The 17,141-nt window shown below is 65.9% G+C and carries 15 protein-coding genes; 11 read left to right on the top strand and 4 right to left on the bottom strand.

Annotated elements, in window-relative coordinates:
* Positions 1-41: 41 nt before the first annotated feature.
* From ugpE to ugpB, 3 genes are all read right to left on the bottom strand, one after another.
* On the bottom strand, positions 42-893 hold the full coding sequence (gene ugpE, locus RT97_RS15035; RefSeq protein WP_042579599.1) for a sn-glycerol-3-phosphate ABC transporter permease UgpE: 852 nt from the start codon (positions 891-893) through the stop codon (positions 42-44).
* 39 nt (positions 894-932) lie between these two features.
* Complete coding sequence (ugpA, locus tag RT97_RS15030; protein WP_042579598.1) at positions 933-1,814, bottom strand: sn-glycerol-3-phosphate ABC transporter permease UgpA; 882 nt, start codon at positions 1,812-1,814, stop codon at positions 933-935.
* 98 nt (positions 1,815-1,912) lie between these two features.
* Positions 1,913-3,226 (bottom strand): sn-glycerol-3-phosphate ABC transporter substrate-binding protein UgpB, encoded by a 1,314-nt coding sequence (gene ugpB / locus RT97_RS15025; protein WP_042579597.1) that lies wholly within the window; start codon positions 3,224-3,226, stop codon positions 1,913-1,915.
* A gap of 226 nt (positions 3,227-3,452) precedes the next feature.
* Here ugpB and serA point away from each other — a divergent pair, with 226 nt between their 5' ends.
* The 3 genes from serA to RT97_RS15010 all read left to right on the top strand — a co-directional run bounded on the left by serA (position 3,453) and on the right by RT97_RS15010 (position 9,180).
* Positions 3,453-4,685, top strand: a complete 1,233-nt coding sequence (gene serA, locus RT97_RS15020; protein ID WP_042579596.1) for a phosphoglycerate dehydrogenase — start codon at positions 3,453-3,455, stop codon at positions 4,683-4,685.
* A gap of 179 nt (positions 4,686-4,864) precedes the next feature.
* On the top strand, positions 4,865-8,743 hold the full coding sequence (locus tag RT97_RS15015; protein ID WP_042579595.1) for a DUF3683 domain-containing protein: 3,879 nt from the start codon (positions 4,865-4,867) through the stop codon (positions 8,741-8,743).
* Positions 8,740-9,180 (top strand): HIT family protein, encoded by a 441-nt coding sequence (locus tag RT97_RS15010; RefSeq protein WP_042579594.1) that lies wholly within the window; start codon positions 8,740-8,742, stop codon positions 9,178-9,180. Before RT97_RS15015 ends, RT97_RS15010 begins: the two co-directional genes overlap by 4 nt.
* Before the next feature lie 9 nt (positions 9,181-9,189).
* Here RT97_RS15010 and RT97_RS15005 read toward each other — a convergent pair whose 3' ends face one another.
* Complete coding sequence (locus tag RT97_RS15005) at positions 9,190-9,888, bottom strand: hypothetical protein (RefSeq protein ID WP_155403818.1); 699 nt, start codon at positions 9,886-9,888, stop codon at positions 9,190-9,192.
* A gap of 184 nt (positions 9,889-10,072) precedes the next feature.
* On the opposite strand from RT97_RS15005, the gene RT97_RS15000 reads away from it, so the two are divergent.
* From RT97_RS15000 to RT97_RS14965, 8 genes are all read left to right on the top strand, one after another.
* On the top strand, positions 10,073-10,486 hold the full coding sequence (locus RT97_RS15000) for a gamma-butyrobetaine hydroxylase-like domain-containing protein (RefSeq protein ID WP_042579592.1): 414 nt from the start codon (positions 10,073-10,075) through the stop codon (positions 10,484-10,486).
* Positions 10,487-10,643: 157 nt separating this feature from the next.
* Positions 10,644-11,375 carry a bifunctional demethylmenaquinone methyltransferase/2-methoxy-6-polyprenyl-1,4-benzoquinol methylase UbiE gene (ubiE, locus tag RT97_RS14995; protein WP_042579591.1) on the top strand — a complete coding sequence of 244 codons (732 nt, stop codon included), beginning with the start codon at positions 10,644-10,646 and terminating at the stop codon, positions 11,373-11,375.
* A 33-nt stretch (positions 11,376-11,408) separates the two neighbouring features.
* On the top strand, positions 11,409-12,434 hold the full coding sequence (locus RT97_RS14990; protein ID WP_042579590.1) for a Tim44 domain-containing protein: 1,026 nt from the start codon (positions 11,409-11,411) through the stop codon (positions 12,432-12,434).
* Between the two features lie 51 nt (positions 12,435-12,485).
* Entirely contained in the window at positions 12,486-13,043 is a 558-nt protein-coding gene (locus RT97_RS14985) for a ubiquinone biosynthesis accessory factor UbiJ (protein WP_042579589.1), read from the top strand.
* Entirely contained in the window at positions 13,040-14,605 is a 1,566-nt protein-coding gene (gene ubiB / locus RT97_RS14980) for a ubiquinone biosynthesis regulatory protein kinase UbiB (RefSeq protein WP_042579588.1), read from the top strand. The genes RT97_RS14985 and ubiB overlap by 4 nt, the downstream gene beginning before the upstream one ends.
* 12 nt (positions 14,606-14,617) lie before the next feature.
* On the top strand, positions 14,618-16,066 hold the full coding sequence (locus tag RT97_RS14975) for a sodium:solute symporter family protein (protein WP_042579587.1): 1,449 nt from the start codon (positions 14,618-14,620) through the stop codon (positions 16,064-16,066).
* Positions 16,067-16,148: 82 nt separating this feature from the next.
* Positions 16,149-16,487, top strand: coding sequence for an FmdB family zinc ribbon protein (locus tag RT97_RS14970; protein WP_042579586.1), 339 nt, complete (start codon positions 16,149-16,151; stop codon positions 16,485-16,487).
* An 11-nt stretch (positions 16,488-16,498) separates the two neighbouring features.
* The gene (locus tag RT97_RS14965; protein WP_042579585.1) at positions 16,499-17,131 is read left to right on the top strand and encodes a DUF502 domain-containing protein; all 633 of its coding nucleotides are present in this window, start codon (positions 16,499-16,501) and stop codon (positions 17,129-17,131) included.
* Positions 17,132-17,141: the final 10 nt, after the last annotated feature.

The raw sequence follows: 17,141 nt of genomic DNA, 5'->3' as shown, positions 1-17,141 counted from the left end.
TAGCGCTTGAGGACGTTGCGTAGGGAAAGAGCAGCCATAACTTATTTTTCAGTGTCCACAAGGCCCTTGACGAACCACTTTTGCATCAAGACCACCACCAGCGCGGGCGGCAGCATCGCGAGGATGGCGGTGGCCATCACGACGTTCCATTCGTTCTGCCCGTCGCCGCCGGCGATCATTCGCTTGATGCCGACCACCACGGGGTACATGTCTTCGCTCGTGGTCGCCAGCAGCGGCCAGAGGTACTGGTTCCAGCCGTAGATGAACTGGATCACGAACAGCGCCGCGATCGAGGTCTTCGAGAGCGGCAGCAGCACGTCGAAGAAAAAGCGCATGGGGCTCGCGCCGTCCATGCGCGAGGCCTCGGTGAGCTCGTCCGGCACCGTGAGGAAGAACTGGCGGAACAGGAAGGTCGCCGTGGCCGACGCGATCAGCGGCACCGTGAGGCCCGCGTACGTGTTCAGCATGTTCAGGTCCGAGAGCACCTTGTAGGTGGGCAGGATGCGCACCTCCACCGGCAGCATCAGCGTCACGAAGATGGCCCAGAAGCAGATCTTCTTGAACGGAAAGCGGAAGTAGACGATGGCGAAGGCCGACAGCAGCGAGATCGTGATCTTGCCGATGGCGATCACCATCGCAGTCACGAAGCTCACCCACATCATGTGCGCCACCGGGGCGTTGGAGCCTGCGCTGTTCTCGCGCCCGAAGAGCGCGCCCTTGTAGCTGTCGACGATGTTGGAGCCGGGCAGGAGCGGCATCGGCGCCTGCACGATCTCCTGGGCGGTGTGCGTGGACGCCACGAACGCCAGGTAGAGCGGGAAGGCGACGATGAGGACGCCCAGGATCATGATGACGTGGGCCAGGATGCCTTGGGTGCCGCGCTTCTCAACCATGCCGTGCTCCGCCCAGTTCGATTTTTTCTTGCTGCTTCATCAGTACTGCACTTTCTTCTCGACGTAGCGGAACTGGATGACGGTCAGCGCCACCACGATCACCATCAGCACCACCGACTGCGCGGCCGAGCCGCCCAGGTCCAGGCCCTTGAAGCCGTCGTGGTAGACCTTGTAGACCAGGATGGTCGTGTCCTTGCCCGGGCCGCCCTGCGTGGCCGCATCGACGATCGCGAAGGTGTCGAAGAAAGCGTAGACCACGTTGATCACCAAGAGGAAGAACGTGGTGGGCGACAGGAGCGGGAACTGCACGGTCCAGAAGCGGCGCCACGGGCGCGCGCCGTCGATGGCCGCGGCCTCGATCAGCGACTTCGGAATGGACTGCAGCCCCGCCAGGAAGAACAGGAAGTTGTAGGAGATCTGCTTCCACACCGAGGCCATGACGATGAGCGTCATGGCATGGCCGGAGTCGAGCAGGTGGTTCCAGTTGATGCCGAGCTTGCCGAGCGCGTAGGCCACCACGCCCAGCGAGGGCGAGAACATGAAGACCCACAGCACGGCGGCCACGGCGGGCGCCACGGCGTAGGGCAGGATCAGCATCGTCTTATAGAACATGCCGCCGCGCACGATGCGGTCGGCGAACACCGCGAGCATCAGCGACAGGCTGATGCCGATGCTGGCCACCAGCAGCGAGAAGACCGCGGTGGTCTTGAACGACTCGGCATACGCTGGGTCGTGGAACAGCTCCCTGAAGTTCTGCAGCCCGACGAATTCGACCGAGGTGCCGAATGCGTCCTGCTGCTGCAGCGACTGCAGGATGGCCTGTGCCGCCGGCCAGAAGAAAAACACGAGGATCACCGCCATCTGCGGCGTCAACAGCAGCCAGGGCAGCCAGCCCGAGCGAAAGAAAACGCGTTTTTCCATGATCCCTCTGAATAAAAAATCCCGCCCGGCCCGCCCTTGTGCAAGAGCGAACGGGGGCGGGCGATATTAGCCGGACACGAAGGCCCGGCCGTCAATCGTTAGCTTTTGTTCGCCTTCTGGAAGCGTTCCAGCTGCTCGTTGCCGCGCGTGACGATGGCGTCCAGGGCTTCCTTGGCGGTCTTCTTGCCGTTCCAGACCTGTTCGAGCTCTTCGTCCTCGATGGCGCGGATCTGCACGTAGTTGCCCAAGCGAATGCCGCGGCTCTTGTCGGTGACCTTGCGGATCATCTGCGTGACGGCCACGTCGGTGCCGGGGTTCTGCTTGTAGAAGCCCGAGTCCTCGGTGAGCTTGTACGAGGCGGTGGTCACCGGCAGGTAGCCGGTGCGCTTGTGGCTGGCGGACTGCACTTCAGGCGTCGAGATGAAGCTGAAGAACTTGGCCACACCCTTGTACTCGGCCGGCTTCTTGCCCGACATGACCCAGAGGCTTGCGCCGCCGATCACGGTGTTCTGCGGTGCACCCGGCACGTCCGGGTAGTAGGGCAGGGGTGCCAGGCCATAGGCGAACTTGGCGTTCTTGGCCACATTGCCGTAGAAGCCCGACGACGTGTTGATCATGGCGCACTCGCCCGAGACGAACGAGGCCTCGGGCACGTTGCCGCGGCCCTTGTAGACGAACAGACCCTGCTTGGCCATGCTGGCCAGGTTCTCCACATGGCGCTGGTGCAGCGGCGAGTTGACCTTCAGGCGCGTATCCAGGCCCTGCAGGCCGTTGGCCTTGGTCGCGAATTCCACGTTGTGCCAGGCCGAGAAGCTCTCCAGCTGGGTCCAGTTCTGCCAGGCGGTGGTGAACGGGCACTTGTGGCCGCTCGCCTTGAGCTTGGCCGCTGCCGCGACCACCTCGGGCCAGGTCGATGGCGCCTTGTCGGTCGGCAGGCCGGCCGCCTTGAACGCGTCTTTGTTGAAATAGAAGATGGTGGTGGAGCTGTTGAACGGGAAGCTCAGCATCTGGCCGTTGGGGGCGGTGTAGTAACCGGCCACGGCAGGAATGTAGGCGGCCGGGTCGAACTTCTCGCCCGCGTCCTTCATGACCTGGCCGACCGGCACGATCGCGCCCTTGCTGGCCATCATGGTGGCGGTGCCCACCTCGAACACCTGAAGGATGTGCGGTGCGTTGCCCGAGCGGAACGCCGCGATGGAAGCCGTCATCGATTCGTCGTACGTGCCCTTGAAGGTCGGCACGATCTTGTATTCCTTCTGGCTCTCGTTGAACTGCTTGGCCAGGTCGTTGACCCACTCGTTGTTGACGGCGGTCATGGAATGCCACCACTGGATCTCGGTCTGGGCTTGTGCCACGTTGAACAGCGTGGTCGCGGCCAACGCCGATGCCAGCGCGAGCGTCTTGAATCGCATGAAGACTCCTGAAGGGAAAATGAAAGCGCGGATGCTAGGGCATGTGGATGACACAGCCGCGTCACATTGGCGCACGGACCGCTGTCATCTTCCAATCGGGGAAACCCCTTTGAGACCAAGCCCGGCGCGGGTTGCGGCCCTGCATGCTGCGCCGCACCATGCTAGCATCGCCCTCCCTTTTTTGGCCCAGCTTGTCGCCACGGCCAGGGCCCTTTGCGAGACCGCCATGAGCAGCAAAACCTCCCTCGACAAAAGCAGGATCAAGTTCCTCTTGCTCGAGGGCATCCACCCCTCGGCCGTGGAGGTGCTGCGCGCCGCCGGCTACACCAACATCGAGTCGCTGCCGGGTGCCTTGCCCGACGCCGAACTGAAGGCGAAGATCGCCGACGTTCACTTCCTGGGCATCCGCTCGCGCACGCAGCTGACGGCCGAAGTGTTTGCCGCAGCCCACAAGCTGGTGGCCGCCGGGTGCTTCTGCATCGGCACCAACCAGGTCGACCTGGAAGCGGCCCGCGAACATGGCGTGGCGGTGTTCAACGCTCCCTATTCGAACACGCGCTCTGTGGCCGAGCTGGTGCTGGCCGAAGCCATCCTGCTCCTGCGCGGCGTGCCCGAAAAAAGCGCGGTCGCGCACCGCGGCGGCTGGCTCAAGTCGGCCGACAACGCCTTCGAGATCCGCGGCAAGACGCTGGGCATCGTGGGCTACGGCTCGATCGGCGCGCAGCTGTCGGTGCTGGCCGAGGCGCTGGGCATGCACGTGGCGTTCTTCGACGTGGTCACCAAGCTGCCGCTGGGCAACGCGCGCCAGGTGCGCGACCTGCACCAGTTGCTGGGGCAAAGCGACATCGTGACGCTGCACGTGCCCGAGACGCAGGCCACGCAGTGGATGATCGGCGCGGCCGAGATCGCTGCGATGAAGCCGGGTTCGATCCTCATCAACGCCTCGCGCGGCACCGTGGTCGAGATCGACGCGCTGGCCGGCGCGCTGAAGGAAAAGAAGCTCCTGGGAGCCGCGATCGACGTGTTCCCGGTGGAGCCGCGCAGCAACAAGGACGAGTTCCAGTCGCCCCTGCGGGGCCTGGACAACGTGATCCTCACGCCGCACATCGGCGGCTCGACGATGGAGGCGCAGGCCAACATCGGGCTCGAAGTGGCCGAGAAGCTGGTGAAGTACAGCGACAACGGCACCTCGACCTCGTCGGTCAATTTCCCCGAGGTGGCGCTGCCCGCGCACCCGGGCAAGCACCGGCTGCTGCACATCCACCGGAACGTGCCGGGCGTGTTGTCGGAGATCAACAAGATCTTCTCGGACAACAACATCAACATCTCCTCCCAGTTCCTGCAGACGAACGAGAAGGTCGGGTACGTGGTGACGGACATCGACGCCGCCTCGTCCGATCTGGCGCTGGAAAAGCTGGCGAAGGTGAACGGGACGATCCGCAGCCGCGTGCTGTTCTGAGCCTCTGAGCCGGCGCTCTGCGACGGGTGCCGTGACCTTCGGCGGCCAGGCGGATCGGCGGGGCGGGTGCTTCTAGCACAAGGGCAAGGGCAAGGTCACGAGGCAAGACCCCAAGGCCTGCCCTAAAATCCATCCCCCGGCTACATGGGCGCGCAGCGCCTGGCCAAGGGCCCCACCCGATGAATGCTCCGACCGCGTTGAACACGCTGTTGGCACAGGCCGCAGAGCCTGTCCGACTGCGCGAGATCCCGTACAACTACACCAGCTTCTCCGATCGCGAGATCGTGATTCGCCTGCTGGGCGAACGCGGCTGGGAACTGCTGCAGACCCTGCGCGCCGAGCGCCGCACCGGCCGATCGGCGCGCATGCTCTACGAGGTGCTGGGCGATATCTGGGTGGTGCAGCGCAACCCCTACCTCGTCGACGACCTGCTGGACAACCCGCGCCGACGCGGCCAGCTGGTCGAGGCCCTGCGCCACCGGCTCGCCGAAGTCCAGAAGCGCCGCACCCCCGACAGCGACATGCCGCGCGACCAGCTGGTCGGCGAGCTGACTGCGCTGGTCGGCGATGCGGTTGCTGCCTTCGACACCAAGTTCCGCGACGTCGCGGCGCTGCGCCGCAAGGCCACGCGCGTGCTGGGCCGGCTCACCGCCAAGGACAACATCAAGTTCGACGGGCTCTCGCGCGTGTCGCACGTGACCGATGCGACCGACTGGCGCGTGGAGTACCCGTTCGTCGTGCTGTGCCCCGACACCGAGGCCGAGATGGCGCTCCTGGTCAAGGGCTGCATCGAGCTGGGCCTGACCATCATTCCGCGCGGAGGCGGCACCGGCTACACCGGCGGCGCGATTCCGCTGACCTGGAACAGCGTCGTCATCAACACCGAGAAGCTCGAGGCGATGACCGAGGTCGAGCACATCGCGCTGCCCGGCCTTGCCGACCCCGTGCCGACGATCTGGACCGAAGCCGGCGTGGTCACGCAGCGCGTGGCCGATGCGGCCGAGCGCGCGGGCTTCGTGTTCGCCGTCGACCCGACTTCCGCCGAAGCCTCGTGCGTCGGCGGCAACGTCGCGATGAATGCCGGCGGCAAGAAGGCCGTGCTCTGGGGCACGGCGCTGGACAACCTCGCCTCGTGGCGCATGGTGACGCCGGAGGCCGAGTGGCTCGAAGTCACTCGCATCGGCCACAACCTGGGCAAGATCCACGACGCCGAGAGCGCCCTGTTCGAGCTGCAGTATTTCGCGGCCGACGGCAAGACCAAGCTGCGCACCGAGCGGCTGGACATCCCCGGCCGCACCTTCCGCAAGGAAGGACTGGGCAAGGACGTGACCGACAAGTTCCTCTCGGGCCTGCCGGGCATCCAGAAGGAAGGCTGCGACGGCCTCATCACCAGCTGCCGCTGGGTGGTGCACAAGATGCCTTCGCACACGCGCACCGTGTGCCTCGAATTCTTCGGCAACGCGAAGGACGCGGTGCCAAGCATCGTCGAGATCAAGGACTTCATGTTCGCCGAGCAGAAGCGCTCGGGCGTGCTGCTGGCGGGCCTCGAACACCTGGACGACCGTTACCTGAAGGCCGTGGGCTACGCCACGAAATCCAAGAAGCACGGGGGCCTTCCGAAGATGGTGCTGTTCGGCGACATCGCGGGCGACGACGCCGATGCGGTGGCGCGCGTCACCTCCGAGGTGGTGCGCATCGCCAACTCGCGCAGCGGCGAAGGCTTCATCGCCATCAGCCCCGAGGCGCGCAAGAAATTCTGGCTCGACCGCAAGCGCACGGCCGCCATCAGCAAGCACACCAACGCCTTCAAGATCAACGAAGACGTGGTGATCCCGCTGCCGCGCATGGCCGAGTACAGCGACGGCATCGAGCGCATCAACATCGAGCTGTCGCTGCAGAACAAGCTGGCGCTCACCGACGAGCTCGAAACCTTCCTCACGCGCGGCAACCTGCCGCTGGGCAAGACCGACGACGCGCACGAGATTCCGGCGGCCGAGCTGCTCGAAGACCGCGTGGCGCAGGCCGTGGCGCTGGTGCACGAGGTGCGCGCGCTCTGGGCTGGCTGGCTGCAGAACGTCGATTCGCTGTTCCCGCAATTGCAGGACCACAGCCTGCGCGCGAGCTGGAAGACGCAGCTGCGCCAGCCGCTGCAGGAAATTTTTTCGGGCGCCGAGTTCGCGCCGATCCTGGCCGAGTGCACGGCCATCCACAAGCGCGTGCTCAAGGGCCGCGTGTGGGTCGCGCTGCACATGCACGCGGGCGACGGCAACGTGCACACCAACATCCCCGTGAACAGCGACAACTACGACATGCTGCAGACCGCGCATGCCGCGGTGGTGCGCATCATGGCGCTGGCGCGCAGCCTGGATGGCGTGATCTCGGGCGAGCACGGCATCGGCATCACCAAGCTCGAATTCCTGAGCGACGAAGAACTGCGTCCGTTCACCGAATACAAGGCCCGCGTCGACCCCGAAGGCCGCTTCAACAAGGGCAAGCTGCTGCGCGCGCCGGCGGGCGAAGCGGTCACGTTGCACGCCGACCTGACCAACGCCTACACGCCGAGTTTCGGCCTCATGGGCCACGAGTCGCTGATCATGCAGCAGAGCGACATCGGCGCCATCGCCGACAGCGTGAAGGACTGCCTGCGCTGCGGCAAGTGCAAGCCGGTGTGCGCGACGCACGTGCCGCGCGCCAACCTGCTGTACAGCCCGCGCAACAAGATCCTCGCGACCTCGCTGCTGGTCGAAGCTTTTCTTTATGAAGAGCAGACCCGGCGCGGCATCAGCATCAAGCACTGGGAAGAGTTCGAGGACGTGGCCGACCACTGCACCGTGTGCCACAAGTGCCTGACGCCCTGCCCGGTGAAGATCGACTTCGGCGACGTGTCGATGAACATGCGCAACCTGCTGCGCAAGATGGGGCAGAAGAGCTTCCGGCCCGGCAATGCGGCTGCGATGTTCTTCCTGAACGCGACCAATCCGCAGACCATCAAGGCGGTGCGCGCGGGCATGGTGGGCATCGGCTTCAAGGCGCAGCGCCTGGCCAACGACCTGCTGCGAGGCCTTGCGAAGAAGCAGACCAGTGCGCCGCCGGCGACGCTCGGGCCGGCGCCGGTCAAGGAGCAGGTGATCCACTTCATCAACAAGAAGATGCCGGGTAACCTGCCCAAGAAGACGGCGCGCGCGCTGCTCGACATCGAGGATGCAGATTACGTGCCGATCATCCGCGACCCGAAGGCGACCACCTCGGAGACCGAGGCGGTCTTCTATTTCCCGGGGTGCGGGTCGGAGCGTTTGTTCTCGCAGGTCGGGCTGGCCACGCAGGCCATGCTCTGGCACGCGGGCGTGCAGACGGTGCTGCCGCCGGGGTACCTGTGCTGCGGCTATCCGCAGCGCGGCAGCGGCCAGTTCGACAAGGCGGAGAAGATGATCACGGACAACCGCGTGCTCTTCCACCGCGTGGCCAACACCCTCAACTACCTGGACATCAAGACGGTGGTGGTGAGCTGCGGCACCTGCTACGACCAGCTGCAGGGCTACCAGTTCGACAAGATCTTCCCGGGCTGCCGGATCATCGACATCCACGAGTACCTGCTCGAGAAGGGCATCACGCTGGCCGATGCGGGCGGTGGCGGCTACCTCTATCACGACCCCTGCCACTCGCCGATGAAGCTGCAGGACCCGATGAAGACGGTGAAGGCGCTGGTCGGCGACAACGTGCTCAAGAACGACCGCTGCTGCGGCGAATCGGGCACGCTGGGCGTGTCGCGGCCCGACATCTCCACGCAGATCCGCTTCCGCAAGGAAGAGGAGTTGAAGAAGGGCGAGGCCGCACTGCGCGACGCGGGCCAGGTCGGCGCCAAGGACAACGTGAAGGTCCTCACCAGCTGCCCGAGCTGCCTGCAGGGCCTCTCGCGCTACGGCAACGACCTGAACAATGGCCTCCTCGAAGCCGACTACATCGTGGTCGAGATGGCCAACAAGATCCTGGGCGACGACTGGATGCCCAAGTACGTGGCCGCGGCCAACCAGGGCGGCATCGAGCGGGTGCTGGTGTGACCGCGCAGCACGGTTGCCCCTTCTGCGATGGCCCTGGCGGCCGCGTCGTGTTCGAGGGCGCGAAGCTGCGCGTGATCCATGCGGAGGAAGCGGGCTTCCCGGCCTTCTATCGCGTGATCTGGCGCGAGCATGCGCCGGAGTTCTCGGACCTCGACGCCGCGGACCGCGTGCTGTGCATGGAAGCGGTCACGGTGGTCGAGCAATGCCTGCGCGATCAACTCATGCCCACGAAGATCAACCTCGCCGCGCTCGGCAACATGGTGCCGCACCTGCACTGGCACGTGATCGCGCGCTTCGAGTGGGACAGCCACTTTCCCGCGCCGTTCTGGGCGGCCGCGCAGCGACCGGCACCGGTCGATCGCGTGGCGGACGTGCAGGCGCTGCTGCCGAAAGCGGAGGCCGAGATGGCCCGCCGGCTGGCGCTGCTGCAGGGCTGAACGCGGCGCTCAGGGCGCGGAGGCCGTGCGGGTCGCCGCCAGCTTGCGGTTCGCGCAGGTCTCCTTGAATTCCGGCGTGGCGCGCATCTCCACCGAGAAGCGCTTCGATGCCACGCTGCCATCGCGGCACACACGGTCAAGCTCTGCCTGCGCCTCGCGGTTGCCCGCATGCGATGCATGGGCCAGCACGCGCAGTGCGTGAATGGGCAGCGCGGACGGCACGCTTGTCGACGGGGTCGATGCTTCGGTCTTGGGCGCTGACGTGGCCGGCTTGGCCGTCTCGTTCACAGGCAGCGTGCGGCCTGTACCCGCCGAGGTGGGCAGCCGCTCGACCGCGGTGAAGTCGCCGCTCTTGCCCGCGCGCTCGACCATCTGGCGGTAGCTGGCCATCATGCGCGAGGTGTCCTTGGGTGTCAGGTCCTTCGCGGGTTTGGCGAGATAGGCCGCGACCTCGGGTGGCAGCGCGGCGTTCACGGCGCTGAATTCAGGGCCTCCGGCCCGCGTCCCGAACTGCGCGGCATGCGCCGCATCGTCGCCCAGTGCGGCTGCGCCTTTGCCGGCAACACCTGCCACGCCCGTTGCGCTCTCCGCGGCGACGGCGCCGGCGCCGACCGCGGCACCCTTGCCGGCCGTGCCCGCCGCCTTGCCCGCGGTTGCCGCCTTGCCTGCGGCTTTTCCGAGCAAACCCAGGAATGCATGCGCCGGCACGGCGGAACCGGCTGCCAGGGCGGCGCAGAGGACAAGGGCTGCCCAGTTCGGGGGCGATGGTCGATGGGTTTGGCTTGTCTGCATCCTGCGATGCTAAGCGCTGGTATTCGCAGCAGGGAGCGCGTGCGGGCACGGCGGCGCGGCATACTGCGCCCCTCCCGAGAATTTTCCGAACGGATTCCCCATGGCAGGCTTGAAACCGGGCGCACCGACGCCGCAATCGATCACCGTGCACGGCCAGTCGCGCGTGCTCGAGGTGGGCTTCTCGGACGGCGCGACCTTCCGCATTCCGTTCGAGCTGATGCGCATCTATTCGCCCTCGGCCGAAGTGCAGGGCCACGGCCCGGGCCAGGAAGTGCTGCAGACGGGCAAGCGCGATGTGGAACTCGCCGACCTCGAACCCGTCGGCAACTACGCGGTGCAGCCGACCTTCAGCGACGGCCACAACACCGGCATCTATTCGTGGGACGTGCTCTACGAACTCGGCGCGAACCAGGCCGACCTGTGGGCCCAGTACGAACGTCGGCTGGCCGAAGCGGGCGTCGATCGCGATGCGCCGATGATCGACAAGAGCGGTCCCTCGTGCAGCAGCCACTGATGCTTTCAAATCTTCAGGTGCTATTGAAACGATAGCCCCGCAGTCAGCAGGGACGCGCGTTGCAGCGTCTCTTCATTTGAAGAAAAAGCAACAAATGCCCGCCGTGGGCGCGGGGTCGTCGCCTTGATGTGTAGGCTTCCGGCCTAACATCGGTTGCATGAGTACAACCCACTTCGGCTTCGAGAAAGTCGACGAAAGCGAGAAGGCGCAACGTGTCCGCGGCGTCTTCGATTCGGTCGCCTCGCGCTACGACGTCATGAACGACCTGATGTCGGTGGGCCTGCATCGCGCGTGGAAGGCCTACACCGTGATGGTGGCGAACGTGGGCGAAGGCTCGCGCGTGCTCGACATCGCGGGCGGCACCGGCGACCTCGCGCTCGCCTTCGCCAAGAAGGTCGGCGCCACCGGCCAGGTGGTCCACACCGACATCAACCAGGCCATGCTGAGCACCGGCCGCGATCGCCTGCTCGATGCCGGCGTCGCACTGCCCACGCTGGTCTGCGATGCCGAGAAGCTGCCGTTTCCCGATGACCATTTCGACGTCGTGACCGTGGCCTTCGGCCTGCGCAACATGACGCACAAGGACGTCGCGCTCAAGGAAATGAACCGCGTGCTCAAGCCGCGCGGCAAGCTCCTGGTGCTCGAGTTCTCCAAGATCGCCAAGCCGCTCACCAAGGCCTACGACTGGTACTCCTTCAACGTGCTGCCGCGCCTTGGCAAGCTCGTGGCCGGCGACGACGCGAGCTATCGCTACCTGGCCGAATCCATCCGCATGCATCCCTCGCAAGAGGAGCTCAAGACCCTCATGAAAGAGGGCGGTTTCGGACATGTGGACTATCACAACATGACGGGGGGCATCGCTGCCCTGCATGTTGGAATCAAGTGTTGATGAAGCGAAATTTTTCGCTCTAGAGGAGACGACATGAAAAGTTTGAGTTCTTTGTTCCTGGCAGCTGCGTTGGTGCTCGTGAGCGTGCAGGCCGACGCTGCCCGTGTGGGCGGCGGCAAGTCCTTCGGCCGCCAGTCGTCCAACGTGACGCAGCGCCAGTCCACGCCGCCTGCAGCGCCTGCGCAGCAGAACGCGACCAACTCGGCGGCCAAGCCCGCGACGCCCGCGCCCGCCGCTGCCGCACCGAAGCGCCCGTGGGGCGCGATGCTCGGCGGTCTCGCCGCGGGCCTCGGCCTCGCGTGGCTCGCCAGCTCGCTGGGCCTGGGCGCCGGGTTTGCCAACATCCTCTTGATCGGCCTGTTGATCTTTGCAGCGCTGGCCGTGTGGCGCATCTTCAAGGCACGCTCGGCTGCTTCGAACGGTGCCAATAACCAAGGCGGATTCGCCTTCCAGGGCGCCGGCGGCAACCCCGCCAACGCCAGCGCACCGGTGCAATACAGCCCCGCCAATGTGGGCAACGATGCCTCGGCACGCCCATGGGAGCGTTCGGCAACCGCCTTCGACGCTACGCCGGCCGACGGTGACCGCCATGGCAGCAGCCTCTCGGCAGCAGGCGCTGCAGCGGGCGGCAGCATGATCGGTTCTGCTCTCGGCGGCTCGCAGTCCTGGGGCATCCCCGCGGGCTTCGACGTGGAAGGCTTCCTCGGCGCCGCCAAGCGCAATTTCGTGACGCTGCAGGATGCATGGGACCGCGCCGACGTGTCGATGCTGCGCTCGATGATGACCGACGAAATGGTCGAGGAAATCCGCACCCAGCTGGCCGACCGTGCGAGCCACACCGGTGGCGCGTCGAACAAGACCGAAGTGGTGATGCTCGACGCCAAGCTGCTCGGCATCGAAGAACTGCCCGACGCCTACATGGCCAGCGTGGAGTTCTCCGGCATGATCCGCGAAGACGCCTCGGCAGGCCCCGGTCCGTTCCGCGAAGTGTGGAACATGACCAAGCCGACCAGCGGCGGTGGCGGCTGGCTCGTCGCCGGCGTGCAAGCGCTGCAGTAAACGACTGACGTTCGCGGCCGCCGGGCCGCGTACAGAAACGATAATGGGGACATGGCCACACCATCGTCCCCTTTTTCTTTTCTCGGCGACCTCTTCAACCGCATCGGCGAGCGCCTCCAGCCGCCGGAGTGGGCGGTCCACGAGATCCAGCACCGCGCGGTCCTGTTCCTCAACCACGTGCTGCAGCAGGAACCCGAGGCCCAGCAGCGGCTGCTGCGCCAGCAGGGCAGGGTGGTGCGCTTCCAGTGGCGCTTCGTGACCATGGAACTGGTGGCCACGCCGGCCGGCCTCCTCGACCTGGCACCGCCCGGCGCCACGCCTGAGCTCACCCTCACCGTCACCGACGATTCCCTCTTCGAAATCGCCCGCGCCACGCTGCGCGGCGACAAGCCCTCGGTGCAGATCGTCGGCGACGTGCAGCTGGCCGCCGAGGTCAACTGGCTGGTCGACCACGTGCGCTGGGACGTCGAGGACGACCTTGCACGCGTGATCGGCGACGTGCCCGCGCACACCTTGGGCAACGGCGTGCGGCGCGTGGTGACGGCGCTGCGCCAGTTCGTCGGCGACCGCACGGCCAAGGCCGGCGGTTCGGCGGGCCAGGCCGAATGAGGCGCTTCTACCGCGGCCTTTTCATCGTCTGGGTCGCGCTGCGCTACGGCCTGGACGAGCTCGTGCTCACGAGCTTCCAGAAGCCCTGGCTGCGCGTGGTGGCGCGCGTGGTCTCCATCGGCCGCAACCTCGATGCGCCGCGCGGCCAGCGGCTGCGCGAGGCGCTCGAGCGCTTGGGCCCCATCTTCGTGAAGTTCGGACAGGTGCTCTCGACCCGGCGCGACCTGCTGCCGCCCGACATCGCCGACGAGCTCGCCTTCCTGCAGGACCGCGTGCCGCCGTTTCCCTCGGCAGTGGCCATCGCCACCATCGAGCGCGCGTTCCGCCGGCCGGTGGGCGATGTGTTCGTGCAGTTCGACGAGACGCCGATTGCCAGCGCATCGATCGCGCAGGTGCATTTCGCGACCATCCGCACCAACCAGGGCGAGATCCGCGACGTCGCCGTGAAGGTGCTGCGCCCCAACATGCGCGGCGTGATCGAGAAGGACCTGGCGCTCATGGCCATGATGGCCGGCTGGGTCGAGAAGCTCTCGCCCGACGGCAAGCGCCTGAAGCCGCGCGAGGTGGTCGGCGAGTTCGACAAGTACCTGCACGACGAGCTCGACCTGGTGCGCGAGGCGGCCAACGCGGCTCAGCTGCGCCGCAACATGGCCGAGATCGACCTGGTGCTGATCCCCGAGATGTTCTGGGACTTCTGCCACCCCGAGGTGATCGTGATGGAGCGCATGAACGGCGTGCCCATCGCCCAGCTCGACCGATTGCGCGCCGCGGGGGTCGACATTCCCAAGCTGGCGCGCGACGGCGTCACGATCTTCTTCACGCAGGTGTTTCGGGACGGCTTCTTCCACGCCGACATGCACCCGGGCAACATCCAGGTGAGCCTGGCGCCCGAGACCTTCGGGCGCTACATCTCGCTGGACTTCGGGATCATCGGCACGCTCACCGAGTCGGACAAGGAATACCTCGCGCAGAACTTCGTGGCCTTCTTCCGGCGCGACTACAAGCGCGTGGCCGAGCTGCACCTGGAAAGCGGCTGGGTCCCCGAAGGCACGCGCATCGACGAACTCGAGGCAGCGATCCGCACCGTCTGCGAGCCGTACTTCGACCGGCCGCTGAAGGAAATCTCGCTCGGCATGGTGCTCATGCGGCTCTTCCAGACCTCGCGGCGCTTTCACGTCGAGATCCAGCCGCAACTGGTGCTGCTGCAGAAGACGCTGCTCAACATCGAGGGCCTGGGCCGCCAACTCGACCCGGAACTCGACCTCTGGCACACCGCCAAGCCCTTCCTCGAGAAGTGGATGGTCGATCAGATCGGGCCTAAGAAGCTGTTCCAGCAGCTCAAGGCCGAGGCGCCGCGCTACGCAAAATTGCTGCCGCAACTGCCTCGGTTGCTTCACGATTTCCTTGAGAATCGGCCACCCGACAACCGCCGCGAATTGCTGGAACTGCTGGCCGCGCAAAAACGCACCAACAGGCTGCTCCAGACCATCATCTACGGTGGCATAGGTTTTGTATTGGGTTTGCTCGCCATGCAATTGCTGGTCCGTGTGAAGTTGTTCTAGAGGAGATTCCCCGTGCTGCTGACGTTGGTCGTCGTCTATCTGCTGGTCACCATCGCCATCGGGCTCTATGCGGCCAAGCGGGTGAAGAACACCACCGACTTCGCGATCGCGGGGCGGCACCTGCCGCTCTTCATGATCGTGACGACCACCTTCGCGACCTGGTTCGGGTCCGAAACGGTGCTCGGCATCCCCGCCAAGTTCATCGAAGGCGGCCTGAACGGCGTGGTCGAGGACCCGTTCGGCGCGGGCACCTGCCTGATCCTGGTGGGGCTGTTCTTCGCGGGCAAGCTCTACCGCATGACGCTCCTGACCATCAGCGACTACTACCGCGAGCGCTACGGCCGCAGTGTCGAGGTGGCCTGCACGCTCATCATCATGCTGAGCTACCTGGGCTGGGTCTCGGCGCAGGTCACGGCGCTCGGGCTGGTGTTCAACGTGCTCTCGGCCGGTGCCATCAGCATTCCGCTGGGCATGGTGATCGGGGTCGTCTCGATCCTGGCCTACACGCTCTTCGGAGGCATGTGGTCGGTGGCGGTGACCGACTTCATCCAGATGATCATCCTGGTCGCCGGTCTCGCGGTGATCGCGGTGTTCGCCGGCAACATGGCCGGTGGCGCCGACAAGGTGGTGGCCTTCGCGGTCAGCAAGGACCTCTTCAAGTTCTGGCCCGAACCCAACTGGCACGACATGGTGTTCTTCTTCGCTGCCGCCATCACGATGATGCTGGGCTCCATTCCGCAGCAGGACGTGTTCCAGCGCGTGATGTCGGCCAACAGCGTCAAGGCCGCAACGCGCGGACCGGTGATCGGCGGCGTGGCGTACATCCTCTTTGCCTTCGTGCCGATGTTCCTGGTGGCCAGCGCGCTGCTCATCATGCCGGAGGAGGTGGCCGTGCTGCTGAAGGAAGATCCGCAGAAGGTGCTGCCTACGCTGGTGCTGCAGAAGATGCCGTTCGTGATGCAGGTCCTGTTTTTCGGGGCGCTGCTGTCGGCCATCAAGTCGACCGCCTCGGCCACGCTGCTGGCGCCCAGCGTTACCTTCACCGAGAACATCTGGCGCCAGTTCCGCCCGGCGGGCACCGACCGCGAGAACCTCATGACCATGCGCATCACGGTGCTGCTGTTCAGTGCCGCCGTGCTGGCCTATGCCATCCGCATGCAGGGGACGCCGATCTACGAGCTGGTTTCGGGCGCCTACCAGGTGCCGCTGGTGGGGGCGTTCGTGCCGCTGGTGTGCGGCCTGTACTGGCGCCGCGCCACGACGCAGGGGGCGATCGCGTCGATTCTTCTTGGCATCGGCACCTGGCTGCTGTTCCTGGCCATGCCCTGGGGCGCCGTGTTCCCGGCCCAGCTGGCGGGCGTGCTGGCCTCGTTCACGGGCATGGTGGGCGGCTCGCTGCTGCCGCAGTGGGTAGCGAACACTCACACGCCGCACCGGCCGCTGGCCACCGAGCCGGCCTGAAACCGCCCCGGCGGCAGGGTGGGCCCTTATAATCGAGGGCTTTGCGAGCGGCAGCTGCGCCGCTTCTGGACCCTATTTCCCCATGCCTATCTACGCCTACAAGTGCAGCGCCTGCGGCTTTGCCAAGGACGCTTTGCAGAAGATGTCCGACGCGCCCCTCAAGGTGTGCCCGGCGTGCGGCGCCAGCGCCTTCGAAAAGCAGGTGACGGCCGCCGGTTTCCAGCTCAAGGGCTCTGGCTGGTACGTGACCGATTTCCGCGAAGGCGGCGGCAAGAAGGCCGAGCCGGCGACCGCTCCCGCGGCGAGCGAAGGCGCCAAGCCCGCCGAATCTTCCTCTTCCTCCAGCGCCGCCGCGCCGAGCCCCGCTCCCGCACCGGCGGCTGCTCCCGCGCCGGCCCCTGCCGCCAAGAGCGGCGACTGAAGACCCCGTCCATGCTCGCCCTGCGCAAATGGTTGTTCTCCGGCTTGCTGGTGATCGTTCCGCTGTTCATCACCCTGGCGGTGCTGAAGTGGATCATCGACACGCTCGACCAGACGCTCTGGGTGCTGCCGGTGATGTGGCAGAAATGGCTGTTCGAGAACAACATCCGCGGCCTCGGCGTACTGCTCACGCTGGCCATCCTGCTGGTGGTCGGCGCCATTGCGAGCAACTTCGTCGGCAAGCGGCTCCTGGGCTGGGGCGACGCGGTGGTGCGGCGCATTCCGGTCGTGCGCTCGATCTATTCGAGCGTCAAGCAGGTCTCGGACACGCTGTTCTCCGAGAACGGCAACGCGTTTCGCACGGCAGTGCTGGTCCAGTGGCCGCGCGAGAACGTGTGGACCATCGCCTTCGTGACCGGCGCGCCGGGCAACGAGGTGGCCGAGCACCTGGGCACCGAGGAATTCCTCAGCGTCTACGTGCCGACCACTCCCAATCCCACGGGCGGCTATTTCGTGATGCTCAAGCGCAGCGACTGCATCGAACTGAAGATGAGCGTGGACGAAGCGCTCAAGTACATCGTCTCGATGGGCGTGGTCGTTCCAGGCGGCCCCTCCACGGTGGCGATCAAGCCATCCAACTCATAAAAACGAACGC

The organism is Variovorax paradoxus (assembly GCF_000834655.1).
Classification (GTDB): Bacteria; Pseudomonadota; Gammaproteobacteria; order Burkholderiales; family Burkholderiaceae_C; genus Variovorax; species Variovorax paradoxus_F.
The sequence above is the reverse complement of the archived record's forward strand: the minus strand, read 5'-3'. Positions and strand labels throughout refer to the sequence as shown.

What these genes read in the sequence shown, in the direction of transcription:
- ugpE (WP_042579599.1), bottom strand. Translation starts at nt 893, where the DNA reads ATGGTTGAGAAGCGCGGCACCCAAGGCATCCTGGCCCACGTCATCATG.
- ugpA (WP_042579598.1), bottom strand. Translation starts at nt 1,814, where the DNA reads ATGGAAAAACGCGTTTTCTTTCGCTCGGGCTGGCTGCCCTGGCTGCTG.
- ugpB (WP_042579597.1), bottom strand. Translation starts at nt 3,226, where the DNA reads ATGCGATTCAAGACGCTCGCGCTGGCATCGGCGTTGGCCGCGACCACG.
- serA (WP_042579596.1), top strand. Translation starts at nt 3,453, where the DNA reads ATGAGCAGCAAAACCTCCCTCGACAAAAGCAGGATCAAGTTCCTCTTG.
- RT97_RS15015 (WP_042579595.1), top strand. Translation starts at nt 4,865, where the DNA reads ATGAATGCTCCGACCGCGTTGAACACGCTGTTGGCACAGGCCGCAGAG.
- RT97_RS15000 (WP_042579592.1), top strand. Translation starts at nt 10,073, where the DNA reads ATGGCAGGCTTGAAACCGGGCGCACCGACGCCGCAATCGATCACCGTG.
- ubiE (WP_042579591.1), top strand. Translation starts at nt 10,644, where the DNA reads ATGAGTACAACCCACTTCGGCTTCGAGAAAGTCGACGAAAGCGAGAAG.
- RT97_RS14990 (WP_042579590.1), top strand. Translation starts at nt 11,409, where the DNA reads ATGAAAAGTTTGAGTTCTTTGTTCCTGGCAGCTGCGTTGGTGCTCGTG.
- RT97_RS14985 (WP_042579589.1), top strand. Translation starts at nt 12,486, where the DNA reads ATGGCCACACCATCGTCCCCTTTTTCTTTTCTCGGCGACCTCTTCAAC.
- ubiB (WP_042579588.1), top strand. Translation starts at nt 13,040, where the DNA reads ATGAGGCGCTTCTACCGCGGCCTTTTCATCGTCTGGGTCGCGCTGCGC.
- RT97_RS14970 (WP_042579586.1), top strand. Translation starts at nt 16,149, where the DNA reads ATGCCTATCTACGCCTACAAGTGCAGCGCCTGCGGCTTTGCCAAGGAC.
- RT97_RS14965 (WP_042579585.1), top strand. Translation starts at nt 16,499, where the DNA reads ATGCTCGCCCTGCGCAAATGGTTGTTCTCCGGCTTGCTGGTGATCGTT.